Genomic DNA, 19,079 nt, shown 5'->3' on the forward strand with positions numbered 1-19,079 from the left:
ATTGTGTGGCTTGCTTCTTTATACCCCGAGCAGCGAATTCAGCACGGGCATCTTGTTATTCAGTTCGGATGCCGCAAAGGTTTCGACAATCTGGCCATGTTCCATCACATAGAAGCGGTCGGCCAGCGGCGCGGCGAAGCGGAAGTTCTGCTCCACCATCACGATCGTGTAGCCCTTTGCCTTGAGCATGGTGATCATGCGGGCCAGCGCCTGCACGATCACCGGCGCCAGGCCTTCGGAAATCTCGTCCAGCAGCAGCAGGCGCGCGCCGGTGCGCAGGATGCGCGCCACCGCCAGCATCTGCTGCTCGCCGCCCGACAGACGCGTGCCCTGGCTGCCGCGCCGTTCCTTCAGGTTGGGAAACATGTCGTAGATCTCTTCGATCGACATGCCCTTGTCGTTCTTCGACACCTGCGGCGGCAGCAGCAGGTTTTCCTCGGCCGACAGCGATGAAAAAATGCCCCGCTCTTCGGGGCAGTAACCTACGCCGAGATGGGCAATCTTGTGAGTCGCAAAGCCGATGGCCTCGGTGCCGTTGATCTTGATCGAGCCCTTGCGCGCGCCGGTCAGTCCCATGATCGCGCGCAGCGTGGTGGTGCGTCCGGCGCCGTTGCGACCGAGCAGGGTCACCACCTCGCCCTGGTTCACCGAGAGATTGACGTCATGAAGGATATGCGATTCGCCATACCAGGCGTGAAGATTCCTGATTTCCAGTGCCGGTACAGCCATATTCAATGCGCTCCTTCCAGTGCGCCGGCAGTGGTGCCCATGTAGGCTTCCATCACCTGCGGATTGCTCGAGACTTCCTCATAGGTACCTTCGGCCAGCACGGCGCCGCGCTGCAGCACCGAGATGCGGTCGCTGATGCCGGCGATCACGCTCATGTTGTGCTCGACCATGAGGATGGTGCGGCCGGCCGACACCTTCTTGATCAGTTCGGTGACGCGATGCACGTCTTCATGGCCCATGCCCTGGGTCGGCTCGTCGAGCAGCATGAGTTCCGGCTCCATGCCCAGCGTGGTGGCGATCTCCAGCGCGCGCTTGCGGCCGTACGGCAGATCGACCGTCATGGTATCGGCGAACTTTTCCAGGTCCACCTGCTGCAGCAGGCCCATTGCCTGGTCGTTGAGCGCATCCAGACGCTTCTCGCTCTGCCAGAAGGCAAAGGAATTGCCGAGCGGGCGCTGCAGTCCGATGCGCACGTTTTCCAGCACGGTCAGGTGCGGGAAAACGGCGGAAATCTGAAAGGAACGAATGATGCCCTGGCGCGCAATCTGCGCGGGCTTGGCCGACGTAATGTCGCGGCCGTTGAAAAGAATCTGTCCCGATGTCGGCACCAGGAACTTGGTAAGCAAGTTGAAGCAGGTTGTCTTGCCGGCGCCGTTGGGGCCGATCAATGCATGGATATGCCCACGCTGCACCTGCAGGCTAACGTTATTGACGGCAGTAAAACCCTTGAACTCCTTGGTCAACTGCCTCGTCTCCAAAACCACATCCGCCATGGGTTCTCCCTGTTGACTGTTATTAGCAGAAGGCGTGCATAGCAAAAATGCACAGTACACAGTACGACTGGGGGGGTGGCAATACAGTAGAGAATTCATCCACCGATTGTTTGGCCTGCATCAATCCTTCTGAATTGTATGAGTTTATTGACTACAGGCAAGTCGGGCCAATGTTAGCATGAAGAAAACACCAGTGTCAGCTAATCCTTTCCATCCCTGCCCCAAATGAAAAAGCGCTCCCCAAGAAGCGCTTGCCGTGTCCTGCCGGATCTTCCTTAACGCATTATTCAGCCTGACCGAAGTCGTCCCATCGCATGATGCGGGACTGGCCTCACCCCACCGATACCGGTGCGCGTTCCTCAGCGGTATTGACGATGATGCTCCCCTGCTCCCGCCGCGCCGCCTTGATCCATTCCGCCGCCTTCTCCGCAATCATGATGGTTGGCGAATTGGTATTGCCCGAGGTGATGGTCGGCATCACCGAGGCATCGACGACACGCAATCCGCGTATGCCCTTCACCCGCAACTGACTGTCGAGCACCGCCATCGGATCATCGGCACGGCCCATGCGGCAGGTGCCCACCGGGTGGAAGATGGTGGTGCCGATATCGCCGGCGGCTTTGGCCAGTTCTTCCTCGGTGCGGTATTGCACGCCCGGCTTGAACTCTTCGGGCATGTATTTCTGCAATGCCGGCGCGGCGACGATGTTGCGCGTGAGGGTCAGCGCATTGGCCGCCACCTTGCGGTCTTCCGGCGTGCTCAGGTAATTCGGCGTGATCTTCGGCGCCGCGAACGGGTCGGCGGAAGCGATGCGGATATGGCCGCGCGCGGTCGGACGCAAATTGCAGACGCTGGCGGTGAAGGCCGGGAAAGGATGCAGCGGCTCGCCGAAACGTTCCAGCGACAGCGGCTGCACATGGTATTGCAGATTGGGGCTCGGCTGCGAGGGATCGGAACGGGTGAAGGCGCCAAGCTGCGACGGCGCCATCGACATCGGCCCGCTGCGCGACATCACATACTGCATGCCGATGCGCATCTTGCCGAACCAGTTGTTGGCCATCATGTTGAGCGTCTTCGCACCCCGAATACGGAAAATCATGCGCAGTTGCAAGTGGTCCTGCAGGTTTTCACCAACGCCGGGCAAGTCCTTGACCACCGGAATGCCGTGCCGCTGCAGGAATTCGCCCGGACCGATGCCGGACAGCTGCAGGATCTGCGGCGATCCGACCGCGCCCGCGGTGGAAATGGTTTCATGCACGCATTCGGCAAACCATTCCTTGCCGCCGCCGGTGAATTCGACGCCGGTGCAGACTTCGCCCTGCTCGGTGTGCTGGATGCGCAGGCGCTTCACATGGCAGCCGGTCATGATATCGAGCTGGCCCTTGCGGTTGGGGGTCGGCCGCAGGAATGCGCGGGCGGTGCTCCAGCGCAGGCCGTTCTTTTGATTGACCTCGAAATAGCCGCAGCCTTCATTGTCGCCGCGGTTGAAGTCTTCCACGTTGGGAATGCCGCTCTGTGCCGCCGCTTCGCGGAAGGCATCGAGAATTTCCCAGGACAGGCGCTGCCGCTCCACCCGCCATTCGCCGCCGGACCCATGGAATTCGCTCGGACCCTTGTGGTAATCCTCGGTTTTCTTGAACACCTGCAGCACCTTGTCCCAGCGCCAGCTGTCATCGCCGGTGATATCCGCCCACAGGTTGTAATCCCTTGCCTGCCCGCGCATGTAGATCATGCCGTTGATCGACGAGGATCCGCCGATGACCTTGCCGCGCGGGTAGATCAGCGCGCGGCCGTTCAGGCCGGCATCGGCTTCGGTGCGGAACAGCCAGTCGGTACGGGGATTGTCGATGCAATACAGATAACCCACCGGAATGTGAATCCAGACATAGTCGTCCTTGCGTCCTGCTTCCAGCAGCAATACCGAAACGCCCGCATCCTGGGCCAGCCGGTTGGCCAGCACGCAGCCGGCACTGCCGGCACCGATGATGATGTAGTCGTATTTTCCAGCGGATTCCATGAATGCTCCTGTGTATTCCTGCGTGCTTTCCCGTTTGCTTCTCTGTTTCTGCTGCTTTTCGGGGTGTCCCGGTGTGCCGGAGGCCGGCCGATGAGGCTTCGCGGTTTTTTATATTGAAGTTGATATATACGAATAGTAGTAATGGTTAACTGCCTGCCCTGCCTGTGGATAAGCCGGTAAACCCGTTGCAATTCAATCGCTTGAAGAATTCATAAGCCTTTGAACAACTGGTGTATGGCAGGAGGATGGATTCGGGATAAAAAACCGGTTCTGCTTTTTTCCCGGCTTGTCCCGTTTACATCCACCCGCTATCCAAGGGCTTATCCACAGTTGCCGGCAGGCGAAACCACGACTTCGCCGCTTTTCTTACTTGGCGACCGGCATCGTGAATTCCGCACCCTTGACGATGGAATCCGGCCAGCGCTGCATCACCGACTTGTAGCGGGTATAGAAGCGGATGCCTTCCTCGCCGTAGGCATGGGTATCGCCGAACAGCGAACGCTTCCAGCCGCCGAAGGAATGCCAGGCCATCGGCACCGGGATCGGCACGTTGATGCCGACCATGCCGACTTCGATGCGGCGCGAGAATTCACGGGCGGTATTGCCGTCGGAGGTGAACAGCGACACGCCGTTGCCGAATTCATGGGCATTGATCAGCCGCACCGCGGAAGCGAAATCCGGCACCCGGACCACGCACAGCACCGGGCCGAAGATTTCTTCCTGGTAGATCTTCATTTCCGGCGTCACATGATCGAACAGCGAACCGCCGAGGAAGAAGCCGTTTTCATGGCCGGGCACCTTCAGGCCGCGGCCGTCGACCAGAAGGCGCGCGCCGGACTGCACGCCATCCTCGATATAGCCTTCGATCTTGGCCTTGTGCTGGGCGGTGACCACCGGACCCATCTCGGCCTCGGATTCCATGCCGTTCATGACTTTCAAGGCCTTGACGCGCGGAACCAGCGCCTCGACCAGCTTGTCGGCCACGCTGCCGACCGCCACCGCGACCGAGATCGCCATGCAGCGCTCGCCGGCCGAACCGTAGGCCGCGCCGATCAGCGCATCGACCGCCTGCTCCAGGTTGGCATCGGGCATGACGACGAGATGGTTCTTCGCGCCGCCCAGCGCCTGCACCCGCAGCGGATACGGACCCTTGCGCTTGGCGCCTTCGGTATAGATGTATTCCGCGATCGGCGTCGAGCCGACGAAGGACACCGCATTGACCTGCGGATGCTGCAGCAAGGCGTCGACCGCCACCTTGTCGCCCTGCACCACGTTGAACACGCCGTCCGGCAGGCCGGCGCGCTTGAACAGGTCGGCGATCATCAGCGACGGCGACGGGTCGCGCTCGGAAGGCTTGAGAATGAAGCTGTTGCCGGTGGCAATTGCCATGGGCGCCATCCACATCGGCACCATGAACGGGAAATTGAAGGGCGTGATGCCGGCGGTCACGCCCAGCGGCTGGCGCAGCTGCCAGTTGTCGATGCCGCCGCCGATGTTGTCGGTGAACTGGGTCTTCATCAATTGCGGAATGCCGCAGGCGAATTCCACGACTTCCAGGCCGCGGGTCACTTCGCCCTTGGCATCGGAAAACACCTTGCCGTGCTCGCGGGTGATGGCGGCGGCCAGGTCGTCATGATGCTGTTCGATCAATTCCTTGAACTTGGACATGATGCGGGCGCGCTTGAGCGGCGCGGTATCGGCCCATCCCGGCGCCGCCGCCTGCGCTGCCGCGACGGCGGCATTGACTTCCTCCGGGCTGGCCAGCACGACCTGGGCGCTGACCTCGCCGGTGGCCGGATTGAACACATCCTGCCTGCGTCCACCGGCCGATTCCGTCACGCGACCGCCGATGTGATGTTGAATGAGCTGCGTCATAAGGATTCCTTTGGCAATGTAAAGATTTTTTAGCAGGATATCGCCGTACTGTTGTGGAATCCAATCAGTTATTATCAAATCGATATAAGCAACCCTTATGGTGAAGCCATGGACCTGACCCAGTTGCGCGCCTTCGTCACCGTTGCCCGCGAAGGCAACCTGACCCGCGCCGCCGAACGCCTGCACCTGACGCAGCCGGCGGTGAGCCTGCAGATCAAGTCGCTGCAGGCCAGTCTCAACCTGCAACTCTTCCACCGCACCCCTGCCGGCATGGTGCTGACCGATGACGGCGCCAAGCTGCTGCCGATTGCCGAGCGGGTCATGGAAAGCGTGGCCGAATTCCGGCAGCGCGCCGCCGCCCTGCATTCCACCCTGTCCGGCGCCCTGTCCATCGGCACCATCCTCGACCCGGAATTCATTCGTCTCGGCCCTTTCCTCAAGCGCCTGGTCGAGACTTATCCGCAGTTATCCACGCAATTGCAGCAGGGCATGTCCGGCTGGGTACTGCAGCAGGTCAGGGCCGGCGCGCTCGACGTCGGCTATTACCTCGGCACGCCGGGCAAGGAATGTCATGCACAGGTGCTGACTTCCTTCACTTACAACGTGGTCGCGCCGCAAGGATGGAAAGCGCGGGTCGCCGGCAAGGACTGGGCGGCGCTGGCGGCCCTGCCCTGGATCTGGACGCCGCCGGAATCGGCGCACAACCGGTTGCTGACCAAGGCGTTTGCGCAGGTCAAGGCGACGCCGAACAAGGTGGCGCTGGTCGATCAGGAAATGTCGATGCTGGACCTGGTCAAGTCCGGCGTCGGCCTGTCGCTGATCCGGGAATCGATCGCGCTGCGGGAAGCGCATGCGCACGGGCTGGTGATCGCCGACAAGGTCAGCCTGTCGACCGACCTGTCCTTCATCACGCTGGCCAAGCGCAAACAGGAGCCGACCATCGCGGCGGTCTTCGGGCTGCTGCAGGGAATCTGGTCACGCTGACAAGTTTTTATTGTTTTTTGTTGTTATTTGGCTGCCAGGGCTGTGGATAAGCCTATGGATAGGCGCTTGAGGGCTTGGGGAGAACCCGGGATTTCTCCCGAATGCATTTTTTTGTCCAGATACTGTCCTTTTCCCATACAGGCTTTATTCAAGCGCTTATGCATGCGCTAAAAACTTGATCTCAAAGGGGTTTACCGGCTTATCCACAGAAAGGTGGGCAGGTTAACAACTACTACTATTTTTAAATACCAAATCTGATTTAAAAACCCGCGACTTCCCTATTGTCGGCCGCATGCGTTGAATGCGGAAGAATGCGCAAACGCAAGTACACTTGGCGCTCTAGCCTTGTTGAACGCATTCACTGTCAGGATTTCCATGCCTCTTCCCATTCCTCGCCTCGGCATCATCAGCGCACTGCACCAGGAACAGGCTGGCCTGATCGACAACATGGCGCAGCCGCAGTCCGTCACGCGGGCAATGCGCGACTATGTCAGCGGGCAGTTATGGGGAATCGACAGCGTCTGCGTGCTGTCCCGGATCGGCAAGACTGCGGCGGCAGCCACCGCCGCCACCCTGATCGAGCGGTTCGGCGTGACGCACATCGTGTTCACCGGCGTGGCCGGCAGCGTCGATGCCGGTGTCGCGGTCGGGGATATCGTGATTGCGGATGCGCTGGTGCAGCACGACATGAATGCCGCGCCGCTGTTTCCGCGCTTCGAGGTGCCGCTCCTGGGACAAGCCTTGTTTTCCTCGGACCGTCATCTGAGCGACTGGCTGTTCGAAGCCGCCGGCCGCTTTGTCGCCGAGGATGTGGACAAGATGGTGGCGGAAACGGACAGGGAACTGTTCCGGCTGCACCGGCCGCGGGTGCATCGCGGGTTGATCGGCAGCGGCGATGAATTCATCCATGGTCCGCAGCGGCGTGTCGAACTCAGGGAGGCGTTTCCGCAATTGCTGGCGGTGGAGATGGAGGGGGCGGCGGTGGCGCAGGTCTGTTTCGAGTTTGGGGTGCCGTTTGCGGTGATCCGTACGATTTCCGATGGCGCGGATGAAGCGGCGCCGCGTGATTTCATGCAGTTTGTTGAGCGGGTGGCTTCGCGGTATTCGTTTGGGATTGTGAGGCGGCTTTGCGGGTTGGGATGACGGGTGGTGCGGGGCGCTGTGCCTGCGCTACGGGCTTTTGTCCGGTGATAATTTGAATCTTGCTTTCTCCGTGGGGGCTTGTTTTGCCGGGTCTGGCCCCGGCGGGCCACTTACTTTCTTTGCTTCGCCAAAGAAAGTAAGCAAAGAAAGGCGACCCCGCTGCCGACGCCCCTTCGGGGTTCCCAAAAGAGTCTGGCACCAAGCGGGAAGCGCGGAAACTCGCCTTCGGCTCAGACAACCGCGCTTCTTTATCCGCTCGGTGCCAGGCTCTTTTGGCGTCGTCAGAAGGGGCATTTAACAGCCTCTATGTATTGGCTTGGTCGGTCTTATAGCTGAAACATACTTTACATACTTTAGCTTGGTAGTGAAGGTCTCCAGACGGGAGCGTTGAGCAAGTATCGGAACCTGCACTACTAGAAAAAATTGTTTGGCCAAAAAGATTGGCGAAGGAAGTGCAAAGAGGCTGTTGAATTTTCCCATCTACCGACGCCAAAAGAGCGGGCGGCAAAGCGGATAAAGAAGCGCAGACTGTCTGAGCCGCAGGCGAGTTTCTGCGCTTCCCGCTTTGCCGCCCGCTCTTTTGGGAACCCCGCAGGGGCGGCGATAGGGGCGTCGCACCTCGGCGGCCCCTTTTTTGCTTACTTTTCTTGGCGAGACAAGAAAAGTAAGTGGCCGCCGGGCCACCCCCGGCAAGCCTCCACGGAGAAAGCAAGGTTTAACTATCAACGGACAAAGCCCATTACCCACCCCCAAAAGCCTGCATCATGAAATGACTCATTTTCCCGCCGGAGCAGCCACCTTCTGCGCCGGCGCTGGCGGTGCCAGCAACCCCGCGCAATCACTTCCCTCCTCCGGCCCGACATGCACCAGCGGAATCAACGCCGCCGCCACCGGCCCAAGCAAGCCAAGCGCAACCGCCGTCCCCGCCTTCAACGCAAGCGCGCCGCGATCCACCGTCATTTCCCTCTTCCTGAAATTCCCGTCCACATGAATCGGCGAGCGCAGTGAAACCAGCTTCCATCCCTTGCTTTCCGGATAAACCGTCAGCGCCACCTTCTCCCTGCCAAGGTCGATCGAGCCATCCACCTGGATGCGCGCTTCGTCGGTATCGATGACAAAGGCGCGCGGCCGCATCACGCCTTTGCTGATGGCGACATCCGTCATCGCGCAATTGATGCTCACCTGCTTGTCGCCGAACATCTGCGCCGCCACCATGCTGCTCACGTTCAGGCCGATCTTGTCGAGAAACAGCCGGCTCACCGTGCCCGCATTGACCACCGCGCGCAGCTCGCCGTCGGCACCCGCCAGCAATCCGGCGATCGACTTGCCGCTGGCGCGCAGCGAGGCATCGGCATTGATTTCCCCGGCGCTGCCTTTCATCAGCGGATCGTCGAACAGCCGGGCCAGCTTCAGGTGCCGCGCCGACATCGTCAGTTCCCCCCGCAGCGGCCGGCTGCCGCCGTCGAGCCGCAGCCGTGCGCTGAGCCTGCCGCCGGCGATGCCGGCCTCCAGGGGCGCCAGCGTGAGCACGCCCTCCTGCAGCCGGATGCGGGTCGCCAGGTTGTCGATCGGCAGCGGATTCTTGCGCGCCACGCTGCGGGCGGTGAATTCGATATCGGTATCAAACTTTGCCCAGCGCTCCGGCCGCCAGGGCCGGTCCGGCAACAGCCTGTCGGTCGGCTTCGCTTCCGGCTTGCCGGCGGTGCTGATGCCGACCAGCGGCGCCAGATCGCCGAACTGAAGCCGGTTCGTGACGATCCGGCCCTCCAGCCGCGGCCTGGGCAGGGCATCCCCGCCATGACCGTCCGTCTTGAGAAGGAAATGCAGTTCGCCGGCGATGTCGGTCATGCCGATGCGGCCATCGAACTCCCGGTAGGTCCAGGAGATGCCGGGCGTCCCCGTCAGCCTGCCTCGGGTGGTGTACGGGCGGGTTTCCGGCAGGGCGATGCCCAGCAGCGGATAGAGCTGCGCAAGGCTGGCGCCGGTCACATTCACTTGCAGGTCCAGCATCGGACCGTCGCGCGGCCTGTCGAGGAAGCCTTGCGCTTCCACCAGGGTCTGCGCCGCCGGCTGGCCTATCTTCAGGCGGGCTTCGATCGGGTAACGGGCATTGCTATCCTGGATGGTCAGCATGCCGGAGCGGCCGTCGCCGCGGATCGGTTCGCCCTGATAGCTGCCGCTGAGGCGCCACCCCAGCAGGTAAGGATCGCCGTCGCGGCTGTCGATGGTGTCGACATCGCCCTTCAGTTCCAGCCTGCGCTGTTCGTCGGCAAGGCGCACGCTGCCCTTGTTGACCGCGATCCGGCCGATCCGGGTCTGCCAGCCGGAATCCTCCTTCGGTTTGAAGGTCCAGTTGCTGCTGCCATCCTTGCGACGCTCAAGCAGCACGTCGGGCGCATCGAGCGACAGGCTGGGAATGAGCAGCTGCCGCTGCAGCAGGCCAAGGGGATTGACGGAAAAACGGACATGCGCGACGTGCGCCATGACGGCTTGCGACGACCAGTCGGCGTTGCCGAGCATGATGTCGTCGGCCTTGAGATGCGGCCATGGAATCCAGGCGCGCCATCCGGTTTCGCCTTCGGCCGGACGCCAGCCGAGCGACAGGTCGCCGCGTATGGCGAAGGAGCGGCCGGTGGCTTCGGCAATGCGTTCGCCGATCCAGGGGCGGGCGCGGTTCCAGTCGAAAGTGACAAGACAGGCGATGACAATAGCGATGACCGCAGCAAGGCCGAGGCTGCCGCCAATGGCTATGTGGGTCGCGCGTGACATACCATTGAGACGTTGGCGGAGTGTCAATGGTTCAGGGAAAAGGCCGCAGGCAGGCAGCGAAGCTGACGCGCCTCATTGCTTCTTCCGCGCGGCAAGCCCGATAAGCCCGATAAGCAGGGAGATAAGCAAAGAGACAGGAAGGGAATGTTTTCCCGCCCTGTCTCTTCCTGTGGTTTACCGCCGGTCCTGCATCAAGCGATGCAGTCAAACACCGCTCGTCAGGCGCCGAGCGTCATCAGGCTGGCATTGCCGCCAGCGGCAGTCGTATTGACGCAGACCGCACGCTCTGCCACCAGGCGCCACAGGGCGATCGGCTCGGCTTCGGCGGTTTCGACCAGCGGCACCAGGGCGCCTTCGCGCGCCGCCAGGGCTGTCAGCGTCTCGCCCATCTGCTGGCCATCGACCAGGGCGATCTGCAGCGATGTCTGCGGCAGCTGCCGGATTTCCACGGTGGCGATTGCACGCCTGACTTCCTGCGGAAGACCGGCCGGCAGCAGGCGGGCCGTTTCCGCCGTCATCACCGCGGTATTGCCGGTGGCAAACACGGCGGCCAGCTGGTTCAGCAGCGCCAGCGTCGAGGATGCCGCGCACAGCACCGCGCCGCGCGGCGAGAAGCTGAGCGTATTGCGTTCGCCGGTCGGGCCGGGCAGCACCAGCGCGGTATTGAGCAGCGTCGCATGCGCATAGCCGTCGGCCAGCGCGGCGATGCGCTCATGGCCGTGCGTGCCGGCCCAGGCCAGCAGGCTGTTGAAGGCCGGCTGCGCGGATGCCGCATCCTTCTGGTGGATGGTGTGCGCCGCCTGCGTCACGCTGGCGTTGCGCTGCAGCCGCTTGAGATAGAGCGGGCCGCCGGCTTTCGGGCCGGTGCCGGACTTGCCTTCGCCGCCGAAGGGCTGCACGCCGACCACTGCGCCGACGATGTTGCGGTTGACGTAGATGTTGCCGACATGCGCGCGCGAGGTGATGAAATCGATGGTTTCATCGATGCGCGAATGCACGCCCAGCGTCAGGCCGTAACCGCTGCCGTTGATCGCTTCGATCAGCGCCGGCAATTCATCGCGGCGGTAACGCAGCACATGCAGCACCGGGCCGAACACTTCGCGCTGCAGCTCGGACAGCGAATTGATCTCGATCACCGTCGGCGGCACGAAGGTGCCGTTGTCGCAGGCAGCCGGCAAGGGCAGCTGATAGACCTTGCTGCCCTGCGCCCGCATGCGGTCGATGTGGCGCAGCAGGCCCTGCTGCGCTTCGGCGTCGATCACCGGGCCGATGTCGGTGGCGAGGCGGTCGGGGTTGCCGATGCGCAGTTCCTGCATCGCGCCCTTGAGCATCTTGACGGTCTTGTCGGCAATGTCGGCCTGCAGGCAGAGCACGCGCAGGGCCGAGCAGCGCTGGCCGGCGCTGTCGAAGGCGGAGGTGAGCACGTCGGTCACCACCTGTTCCGGCAGCGCGCTGGAATCGACGATCATTGCATTCTGGCCGCCGGTCTCGGCGATCAGCGGAATGTCATGGCCTTCCTCGGCCGCGCGCTTGGCCAGCACGCGGTTGATCAGCTGCGCGACTTCGGTCGAACCGGTGAAGATCACGCCGCGCACGCGGCGGTCGGCCGTCAGGCGGGCGCCCACCACTTCGCCGCGGCCGGGCAGGAACTGCAGCGCGCCGCGCGGGATGCCCGCTTCATGCAGCAATTGCACCGCCCGGTGCGCGATCAGCGGCGTCTGCTCGGCCGGCTTGGCCAGCACCACGTTGCCGGCGGCCAGCGCGGCGCTCACCTCGCCGATGAAAATGGCCAGCGGGAAATTCCAGGGGCTGATGCAGACCACCGGGCCGAGCGCTGCCGCATTCGGTGCCTGCCGCACTTCGGCGGCGTAGTAGCGCAGGAAGTCGACCGCCTCGCGCACTTCGGCGATCGCATTCGGCAGCGACTTGCCGGCTTCGCGGATCGCCAGCGCCATCAGTTCCAGGCCGTTTTCCTCCAGCAGGTTGGCGGCGCGCACCAGCGCTTCGGCGCGCATGGCCGGCGGCGTGGTCTGCCAGTCGGTCGCATAGGCCTGCGCCTGCTGCAGCGCGGTTTCCACTTCCTCGACGCCGGCCTCGATGACCTGGCCGACCACATCGGCATGATTGGCCGGGTTGCGTACCTCCTGGGCGGGGCCGCCGGCGACCGCGCCGGTGCCCAGCAGCGGCACGGCCTGCCATTGCCGCGCGGCGAAGCGGGTGAATGCCGCATCGACGCCGGCCAGCGTGTTTTCATTGCTCAGGTCGATGCCGGCGGAGTTGCGGCGCTCGCTGCCGAACATGTCGGCCGGCAGGGCAATGTTCGGATGCATGGCGCCGCCCAGCTTGGCGGCGACCGCCAGCGGATCGGCGATCAGGGAATCGATGGCCACGTTCTCGTCGACGATCTGGTTGACGAAGGACGAGTTGGCGCCGTTCTCCAGCAGGCGGCGCACCAGGTAGGCCAGCAGGGTTTCATGCGAGCCGACCGGCGCATAGATGCGGCAGGGCTTGTTGAACTTGTCGGCGCCGACCACCTGGTCGTACAGGGTTTCGCCCATGCCGTGCAGGCACTGGAATTCATAGTCGGTCACGCCCTGTTCCTGCGCCCAGGTATGGATCGACGACAGCGTGTGCGCATTGTGCGTGGCGAACTGCGGATAGATCACGTCGGTCGAGGCCAGCAGCTTCTGCGCGCAGACCAGGTAGGACACGTCGGTGTAGACCTTGCGGGTGTAGACCGGATAGCCCGGCATGCCGTCCACCTGGGCGCGCTTGATTTCCGCATCCCAGTAGGCGCCCTTCACTAGGCGCACCATGAACTTGCGGCCGCTGCGGCGCGCCAGGTCGACCAGGTAATCGATGACGAACGGGCAGCGCTTCTGGTAGCCCTGCACCACGAAGCCGATGCCGTCGAAGCCGGCCAGTTCCGGATCGTGCGCGAGCGCTTCCATCAGGTCGAGCGAGAGTTCCAGGCGGTCGGCTTCTTCGGCATCGATGTTGAGGCCGATGTTGTAGCGCTTGGCCAGGAGGATCAGCTGCTTGAGGCGCGGCAGCAGTTCCGCCATCGTGCGCTCGCGCTGGGCGCGGGAATAGCGCGGATGCAGCGCCGACAGCTTGACCGAAATGCCGGGGCCGTCCTTGATGCCGCGGCCGTTGGAAGCGCGGCCGATCGCATGGATCGCCTGTTCATAGGAAGCATAGTATCTGGCGGCGTCTTCCTCGGTCAGCGCCGCCTCGCCCAGCATGTCATAGGAATAACGGTAGCCGCGCTTTTCATTGTCGCGGCTGTTGTCGATGGCTTCGTCGATGGTCTGTCCGGTGACGAACTGGTTGCCCAGCATGCGCATGGCCAGGTCCACGCCCTTGCGGATCAGCGGCTCGCCGCCCTTGGCGATGAGCTTGGTCAGCGCCGAACCCAGGCCCTGCTCGCTGTTGGTGCCGACCAGCTTGCCGGTGATCAGCAGGCCCCAGGTGGCGGCATTGACGAACAGCGACGGCGATTCGCCCAGGTGCTTGCGCCAGTCGCCCTTGCTGATCTTGTCGGCGATCAGGCGGTCGGCGGTCTGGTGGTCGGGGATGCGCAGCAGCGCCTCGGCCAGGCACATCAGCGCCACGCCCTCTTCCGACGACAGCGAGAATTCATGCATCAGCGCATCGACGCCGGAGGCGCGGGTACGCTTCTGGCGCACCGCTTCCACCAGCTTGCGCGCCATCTGCTGGATGCGGACCTGCGATGCTTCGCTGGTTTTCGCCTGGCCGAGCAGCCACTGCACCGCTTCGCCTTCGTCGCGGCGGTAGACGGCGGTGATGGCGGCGCGCAACGGTGATTGCGCATGGTTAACATCGGCGTGGAAGGCCGAAAACGGGACGGTGGCGTTGACGCGTGGTGCTGTTTCGGTAGCGGTGAGCATGGAGGAATCGAATCAGAAGAATGAAAAATAATGATTCGATTGTAGGCAGGATCGCTAAGGATTAATTCTGGAAATCTCGTTCGCTATCTGAATTTTGTATTTTGTGGGACAATCCAGCCGAAGAAAATTTTCGTAGTTTTACCGCCATGCTCGACAAGATCAGCAAAAAAATCCTCTCCGAACTGCAGAATGACGGTCGCATCAGCAATGTCGAGCTGGCGTCGCGCGTCAATCTGTCGCCGGCGGCCTGCCTGGAGCGGGTGCGCAAGCTGCAGGAGGCTGGCTACATCGTCAATTACACCGCCCAGCTCAATCCGCAGCTGCTCGATGTCTCGCTGCTGGTCTTCATTGAAGTCGTACTCGACCGCACCACGCCGGAAGTCTTCGAAGCCTTCAAGCGCAGCGTGCAGGTGATCCCGGAAGTGCAGGAATGCCACATGGTGGCCGGCGGTTTCGACTACCTGGTCAAGGCGCGCGTCAAGGACATGAATGCCTACCGCGAATTCCTCGGCAAATCCCTGCTGCAACTGAAAGGCGTGCGCGAGACGCATACCTATGCGGTGATGGAAGAAGTCAAGAACACCACCAAGCTGCCGATCCGCTAAGTTTTCTGCTCCCCTTCCCCTTCCCTTTCCCTTTCCCGTTCTCCGGGTTTGCGGTGCGTTTCCCGATTATGCGGCGGCGAACACGGCGGCCGGTCCGGTGACATCAAGCACCTGCACGCCGTCGCAAACAAGAATGGCGATGCGCATGAGCATTGGCAGAATTTGATGCGGTTCTGTCATTTCACGATGACACACCGGCCTACAATGCTCTTTGCCTGGCTTACCTCCTCTATCAACCGCTCAACCGCATCCGGAAAGGTTTCCCCATGCTCGAACTGCGACCCACCTGCGAACACTGCAACAAGCCACTGCCGCCTTCCTCGACCGAAGCCATGATCTGCAGCTTCGAATGCACCTTCTGCCATGACTGTGCCGCCGGCGTGTTCGGCAATGCCTGCCCGAACTGCGGCGGCGGTTTCGCGCCGCGCCCGGTACGGCCGGCCAATAATTGGAAGGGCGATAACTTTCTCGGCAAGTACCCGGCCTCGACCGTGGTCAAGCACCGGCCTGCCGACCTCGCAAGCCATGCCTTATTGCTGGAGAGACTCGATAAAATTGCCCCTGAGAAGCGTTAAGACCGGCATCGGTGCGTGGCATAAGGGAAATGAAACCTTGGCGCATTTTCCTTTGAGCCTTGTCAATAGCGTCTCATCGTCGAATCGGTAAAACGGAAGAAAAGTTAAAAGACGATCAACGATAAATGACAGGAGATATTGCTATGACCTGGTTTCATGCCCTTCCCTGGCATTGGTTCGAGTCCCTCGCCATGGCGCTCTTCTGGATGCTGGTGATCGTACTGGCCCTGGCACCCATTAATTACCTGCGCAGTCAGCTGGATGAACAGATGCAGGAGACCGATCCCTTCGTTCCGCAGAGCGATACGCCTGCCGGCAACTCCAGCCCACCCTTGAGCAGCAAGTCATAAAAACCGTACGACGAAAGAGCAACTGGCGTAGGTGATATCACTTACACCACTTACACCAGGGCTTGCGCGCATTTCTCCAATGAATTACCGGTTTGAGCGACCTCAAACCGGGCGCAGTTTGCGGTCATTGCGGATTGTCATCTACCGGACGTCTGAGAAAATACAGCCCGCGCCATTTATAGCGGCGTTCTTATCACGTACCAGACAGGCGGTTATCAGATGCAGGATTCAGCACGTGTTCGACTTCTTTCGTTCAGCCATTCCGTTATCGCCGATACCGGCTTCATCTGCCCGGCACGCACGATCGCGGGATGCCTCTGATGGAAGCAGCGTCACTTCGCATCCTGGTTGTTGAAGACAACGACTCCCTGCTCGAAATCCTGTGCGAGATGCTGGGCTCGCTCGGCTATCAGACGGTGGCCGCGACCAGCGGCGAAGAGGCACTGGAACACCTGCGCAGCGGCAGCTTCAGCGTGCTGCTGGCCGACATCAACCTGCCGGGTATCTCGGGCATCGACCTGGCGACGATGGCCATCGAGATGAACTCCGCCATCAGGATCATCTTTTCCTCCGGTTTCGGCTATCTCGTGTCGGACCGGCTCGACTTCGACTTCGTTCTGCTCAACAAGCCTTACTACATTCATGAACTGGCGCATGCGGTCAGCAACTCGGTCAGGCAAATGTCGGAGCAATGAGCCATCGATGCGCACCGCCATGCCGTCATCGCCCTGTCATCCGGTCTTCATGTCGCCGTAACAAATCCGCCGTAGCATCACGGCTCGTGAAGACGCGGGCAGACGCTTGCTGCTGCCAATGCCGGAGGAAACATCATGAATCCCGATATCGTCATCGTCAGGGAGGGCGACGGTTACCGACTGCTGCACGGCCATCTGCGGCTGGCGACCGAACTGGGGCGGACCGGAGAAGTGGATGTCGATGTGCGGGGCGAAGGCAAGGTCAGGATCGTCCGGGTGCGCGATGATCTGGAAGTGCGCCATGACGGGCGGCGACTGCCGCTCTATCGACAGTAGCGACAAAGTCAGCCGCGCGTGTCACATTACGCGGCATGACCAACGCAAGGATCACCAGCCATGCATGAATCGACGCGCGGCGAGTCGCCGGCACCGGAAGATAGCGGAACGAATACCTCTTCCAATCCTTCCCTGGAAAGCGTGCTCAATGCGCGCCTGAGCCGGCGCTCGATCCTGAAAGGCAGCTTCGGCTTCGCCTCCACCGCGTTTTTCGGTCCCGGCCTGACTGCCTGCGCCAGCCGCGGCGACGCCCTGCAAACCAATACCGCACCGGGCGCCGCCAGGAGCCTCAAGCTGAATTTTGATGCGGTTGCCAAGAGTCTGGCCGATGCAGTCAGCGTACCCGCCGGTCATACCGCCGCGGTACTGTATCGCCTCGGCGACCCGATCGCCACCGGCGTTGCGCAATACAGGAACGACGGCACCGAAAGCGGCGCATCGTTCGCGCAGCGCGCCGGCGATCATCACGACGGCATGCATTTCTTCGGACTCGGCAGCGACGGCAAGCACAGCACGTCTGCCAGCGACCGCGGCCTGCTCGTGATGAATCATGAATCCATTACGCCAAGCTACCTGCATGCGGGCGGCCAGACCATCGCCGGCCATGCGCGCACCGTCGCCGACGAAGTCGTCAAGGAAATGAACGCGCACGGTATCAGCGTGATTGAAGTGGTCCGCAACGGCGGCAGCTTCAGCTACAAGACGGATTCGCCGTTCAATCGCCGCATCACCGCGTTCACCGAGATGGCGTTGTCCGGTCCCGCCGCGAAGACGCCGATGATGATCACCGCCTATTCGCGCGACGGCTCGAAGACCCGCGGCACCGTCAACAATTGCGCCAATGGCCATACCCCCTGGGGCACTTACCTTGCCTGCGAAGAGAACTGGGCCGGCTACTTCCGCCGCATTGCCGCGCGCGATGATGCGAACCGCAGCGCCAGGGAAAGGACGGCGTTCGCCCGTTACGGCGTGGCCGGAAACGGCAACCATCTGTGGGCCACGGCAACCGCCGCGAGCGCGGACGACACCTCCTTCAGCCGCTGGAATGCGATGAAGCTGGGCAGCAGTACCGACGGCAGCGACGATTTCCGCAATGCCGCCAACACCTATGGCTGGATCGTCGAAATCGATCCCTTCCATGCCGCATCGACGCCGAGGAAGCGCACCGCGATGGGCCGTTTCGCCCATGAGAACGCAGCCTTCCTGCCGCCGGTCGCAGGCCGGCCGCTGGTCTGTTACATGGGCGACGACTCGCGCGGGGAATACCTCTACAAGTACGTTTCCAGCGCAGCCTGGGATCCAGCCGATGCGAACAAGGGCCTGGCCGGCGGCGACAAGTACCTGGACGACGGCAGGCTTTACGTCGCCAGGTTCCATGCCGACGGCACCGGCAGCTGGGTCGAGCTCGGGTTCGGCCGCAACGGCCTGACCTCTTCCAACACCACTTATGCATTCGCCGACCAGGCCGACGTGCTGATCAACACCCGCCTCGCGGCCGATGCGGTTGGCGCCACCAAACTGGATCGCCCGGAGTGGGTGGCCGTCAATCCCGCCAATGGCGAGGCCTACCTGACGCTGACCAACAACAGCCATCGCGTGCTGGCCAACCCGAGCCCCGGCCGGCCGGCGGTCGATTCCGCCAGCCCGCGCTTCTACAACGATCCGAAAGGCGCGGCCGCGACCGCGCAGAAGGGCAATCCGAACGGCCACATCATTCGCTGGAAAGACGCTTCGGCGGAAGCCACTGCCTTCCGCTGGGATGTCTTTTTGTTCGGCGCGCGCTCGACTGCCGATGCGGCCCGCGTCAATCTTTCCAAGCTGACGGCCGATAACGACTTTTCCAGTCCCGACGGCTTGCGGTTCTCCAACCATACCGGCCTGCTCTGGATCCAGACCGACGATAGCGCCTGCACCGACGTGACCAATTGCATGATGCTGGCCGCGGTGCCCGGCAAGCTCGGCGATGGCGGCAAGAGGACCATCAACAATGTCGATGGCGCGACGACCGGAGCGGTCGATACCTATGTCGGCGCCGCGCCGGGCGACACCAGGCTGCGCCGCTTCCTGGTCGGGCCGAAGGAATGCGAAATCACCGGCGTGGCGGAAACGCCCGACGGCAAGGCCCTGTTCGTCAACATCCAGCATCCGGGCGAAGACACCAGGCCGACCTTGGGCAACCCTGCCAGCTTCGGCAGCCACTGGCCCGACGGCGGCGATGCCCGTCCGCGTTCCGCCACCATCGTCATCACCAGGAACGACGGCGGCACGGTGGGCGGCACACTCGCCTGACAGCGGGCCCGCACAGGTCAAGAGGTGG

The 19,079-nt window shown here is 62.3% G+C and carries 14 protein-coding genes; 8 read left to right on the forward strand and 6 right to left on the reverse strand.

The window, feature by feature from the left end:
• Positions 1 to 18 precede the first annotated feature (18 nt).
• The 4 genes from FH061_RS01735 to FH061_RS01750 form a co-directional block, all read right to left on the reverse strand.
• A complete protein-coding gene (locus tag FH061_RS01735; RefSeq protein ID WP_151632960.1) occupies positions 19 to 729 on the reverse strand; it encodes an ABC transporter ATP-binding protein in 711 nt (236 codons plus the stop codon).
• 2 nt (positions 730 to 731) lie between these two features.
• A complete protein-coding gene (locus FH061_RS01740) occupies positions 732 to 1,502 on the reverse strand; it encodes an ABC transporter ATP-binding protein (protein WP_151632339.1) in 771 nt (256 codons plus the stop codon).
• A 331-nt stretch (positions 1,503 to 1,833) separates the two neighbouring features.
• Positions 1,834 to 3,519, reverse strand: coding sequence for a GMC family oxidoreductase (locus FH061_RS01745; RefSeq protein ID WP_151632341.1), 1,686 nt, complete (start codon positions 3,517 to 3,519; stop codon positions 1,834 to 1,836).
• A gap of 366 nt (positions 3,520 to 3,885) precedes the next feature.
• On the reverse strand, positions 3,886 to 5,394 hold the full coding sequence (locus FH061_RS01750; protein WP_151632343.1) for a CoA-acylating methylmalonate-semialdehyde dehydrogenase: 1,509 nt from the start codon (positions 5,392 to 5,394) through the stop codon (positions 3,886 to 3,888).
• A gap of 108 nt (positions 5,395 to 5,502) precedes the next feature.
• Between FH061_RS01750 and FH061_RS01755 the strand changes: the two genes are divergently transcribed.
• Positions 5,503 to 6,378 (forward strand): LysR family transcriptional regulator, encoded by an 876-nt coding sequence (locus FH061_RS01755; protein WP_151632345.1) that lies wholly within the window; start codon positions 5,503 to 5,505, stop codon positions 6,376 to 6,378.
• A 375-nt stretch (positions 6,379 to 6,753) separates the two neighbouring features.
• Positions 6,754 to 7,521, forward strand: a complete 768-nt coding sequence (locus tag FH061_RS01760; protein ID WP_151632347.1) for a 5'-methylthioadenosine/adenosylhomocysteine nucleosidase — start codon at positions 6,754 to 6,756, stop codon at positions 7,519 to 7,521.
• Between the two features lie 774 nt (positions 7,522 to 8,295).
• Here the strand turns inward: FH061_RS01760 and FH061_RS01770 are convergent.
• The gene (locus FH061_RS01770) at positions 8,296 to 10,290 is read right to left on the reverse strand and encodes an AsmA family protein (RefSeq protein WP_151632351.1); all 1,995 of its coding nucleotides are present in this window, start codon (positions 10,288 to 10,290) and stop codon (positions 8,296 to 8,298) included.
• A 218-nt stretch (positions 10,291 to 10,508) separates the two neighbouring features.
• Positions 10,509 to 14,201: a trifunctional transcriptional regulator/proline dehydrogenase/L-glutamate gamma-semialdehyde dehydrogenase gene (gene putA, locus FH061_RS01775; RefSeq protein ID WP_151632353.1), complete on the reverse strand. Its 3,693-nt coding sequence runs from the start codon at positions 14,199 to 14,201 to the stop codon at positions 10,509 to 10,511.
• Positions 14,202 to 14,347: 146 nt separating this feature from the next.
• On the opposite strand from putA, the gene FH061_RS01780 reads away from it, so the two are divergent.
• From FH061_RS01780 to FH061_RS01805, 6 genes are all read left to right on the forward strand, one after another.
• On the forward strand, positions 14,348 to 14,806 hold the full coding sequence (locus FH061_RS01780; RefSeq protein WP_057288946.1) for an Lrp/AsnC ligand binding domain-containing protein: 459 nt from the start codon (positions 14,348 to 14,350) through the stop codon (positions 14,804 to 14,806).
• A 266-nt stretch (positions 14,807 to 15,072) separates the two neighbouring features.
• Entirely contained in the window at positions 15,073 to 15,381 is a 309-nt protein-coding gene (locus tag FH061_RS01785; RefSeq protein ID WP_151632355.1) for a DUF1272 domain-containing protein, read from the forward strand.
• 143 nt (positions 15,382 to 15,524) lie between these two features.
• Positions 15,525 to 15,731: a hypothetical protein gene (locus FH061_RS01790; protein WP_151632357.1), complete on the forward strand. Its 207-nt coding sequence runs from the start codon at positions 15,525 to 15,527 to the stop codon at positions 15,729 to 15,731.
• Positions 15,732 to 16,051: 320 nt separating this feature from the next.
• Positions 16,052 to 16,426, forward strand: a complete 375-nt coding sequence (locus FH061_RS01795; protein ID WP_192804859.1) for a response regulator — start codon at positions 16,052 to 16,054, stop codon at positions 16,424 to 16,426.
• A 135-nt stretch (positions 16,427 to 16,561) separates the two neighbouring features.
• Positions 16,562 to 16,762: a hypothetical protein gene (locus FH061_RS01800; RefSeq protein ID WP_151632361.1), complete on the forward strand. Its 201-nt coding sequence runs from the start codon at positions 16,562 to 16,564 to the stop codon at positions 16,760 to 16,762.
• Between the two features lie 60 nt (positions 16,763 to 16,822).
• Positions 16,823 to 19,051 (forward strand): PhoX family protein, encoded by a 2,229-nt coding sequence (locus FH061_RS01805; protein ID WP_151632363.1) that lies wholly within the window; start codon positions 16,823 to 16,825, stop codon positions 19,049 to 19,051.
• The last annotated feature ends 28 nt before the right edge of the window (positions 19,052 to 19,079 follow it).

It is taken from the genome of Noviherbaspirillum aerium (assembly GCF_008929045.1).
GTDB lineage: Bacteria > Pseudomonadota > Gammaproteobacteria > Burkholderiales > Burkholderiaceae_D > Noviherbaspirillum > Noviherbaspirillum aerium.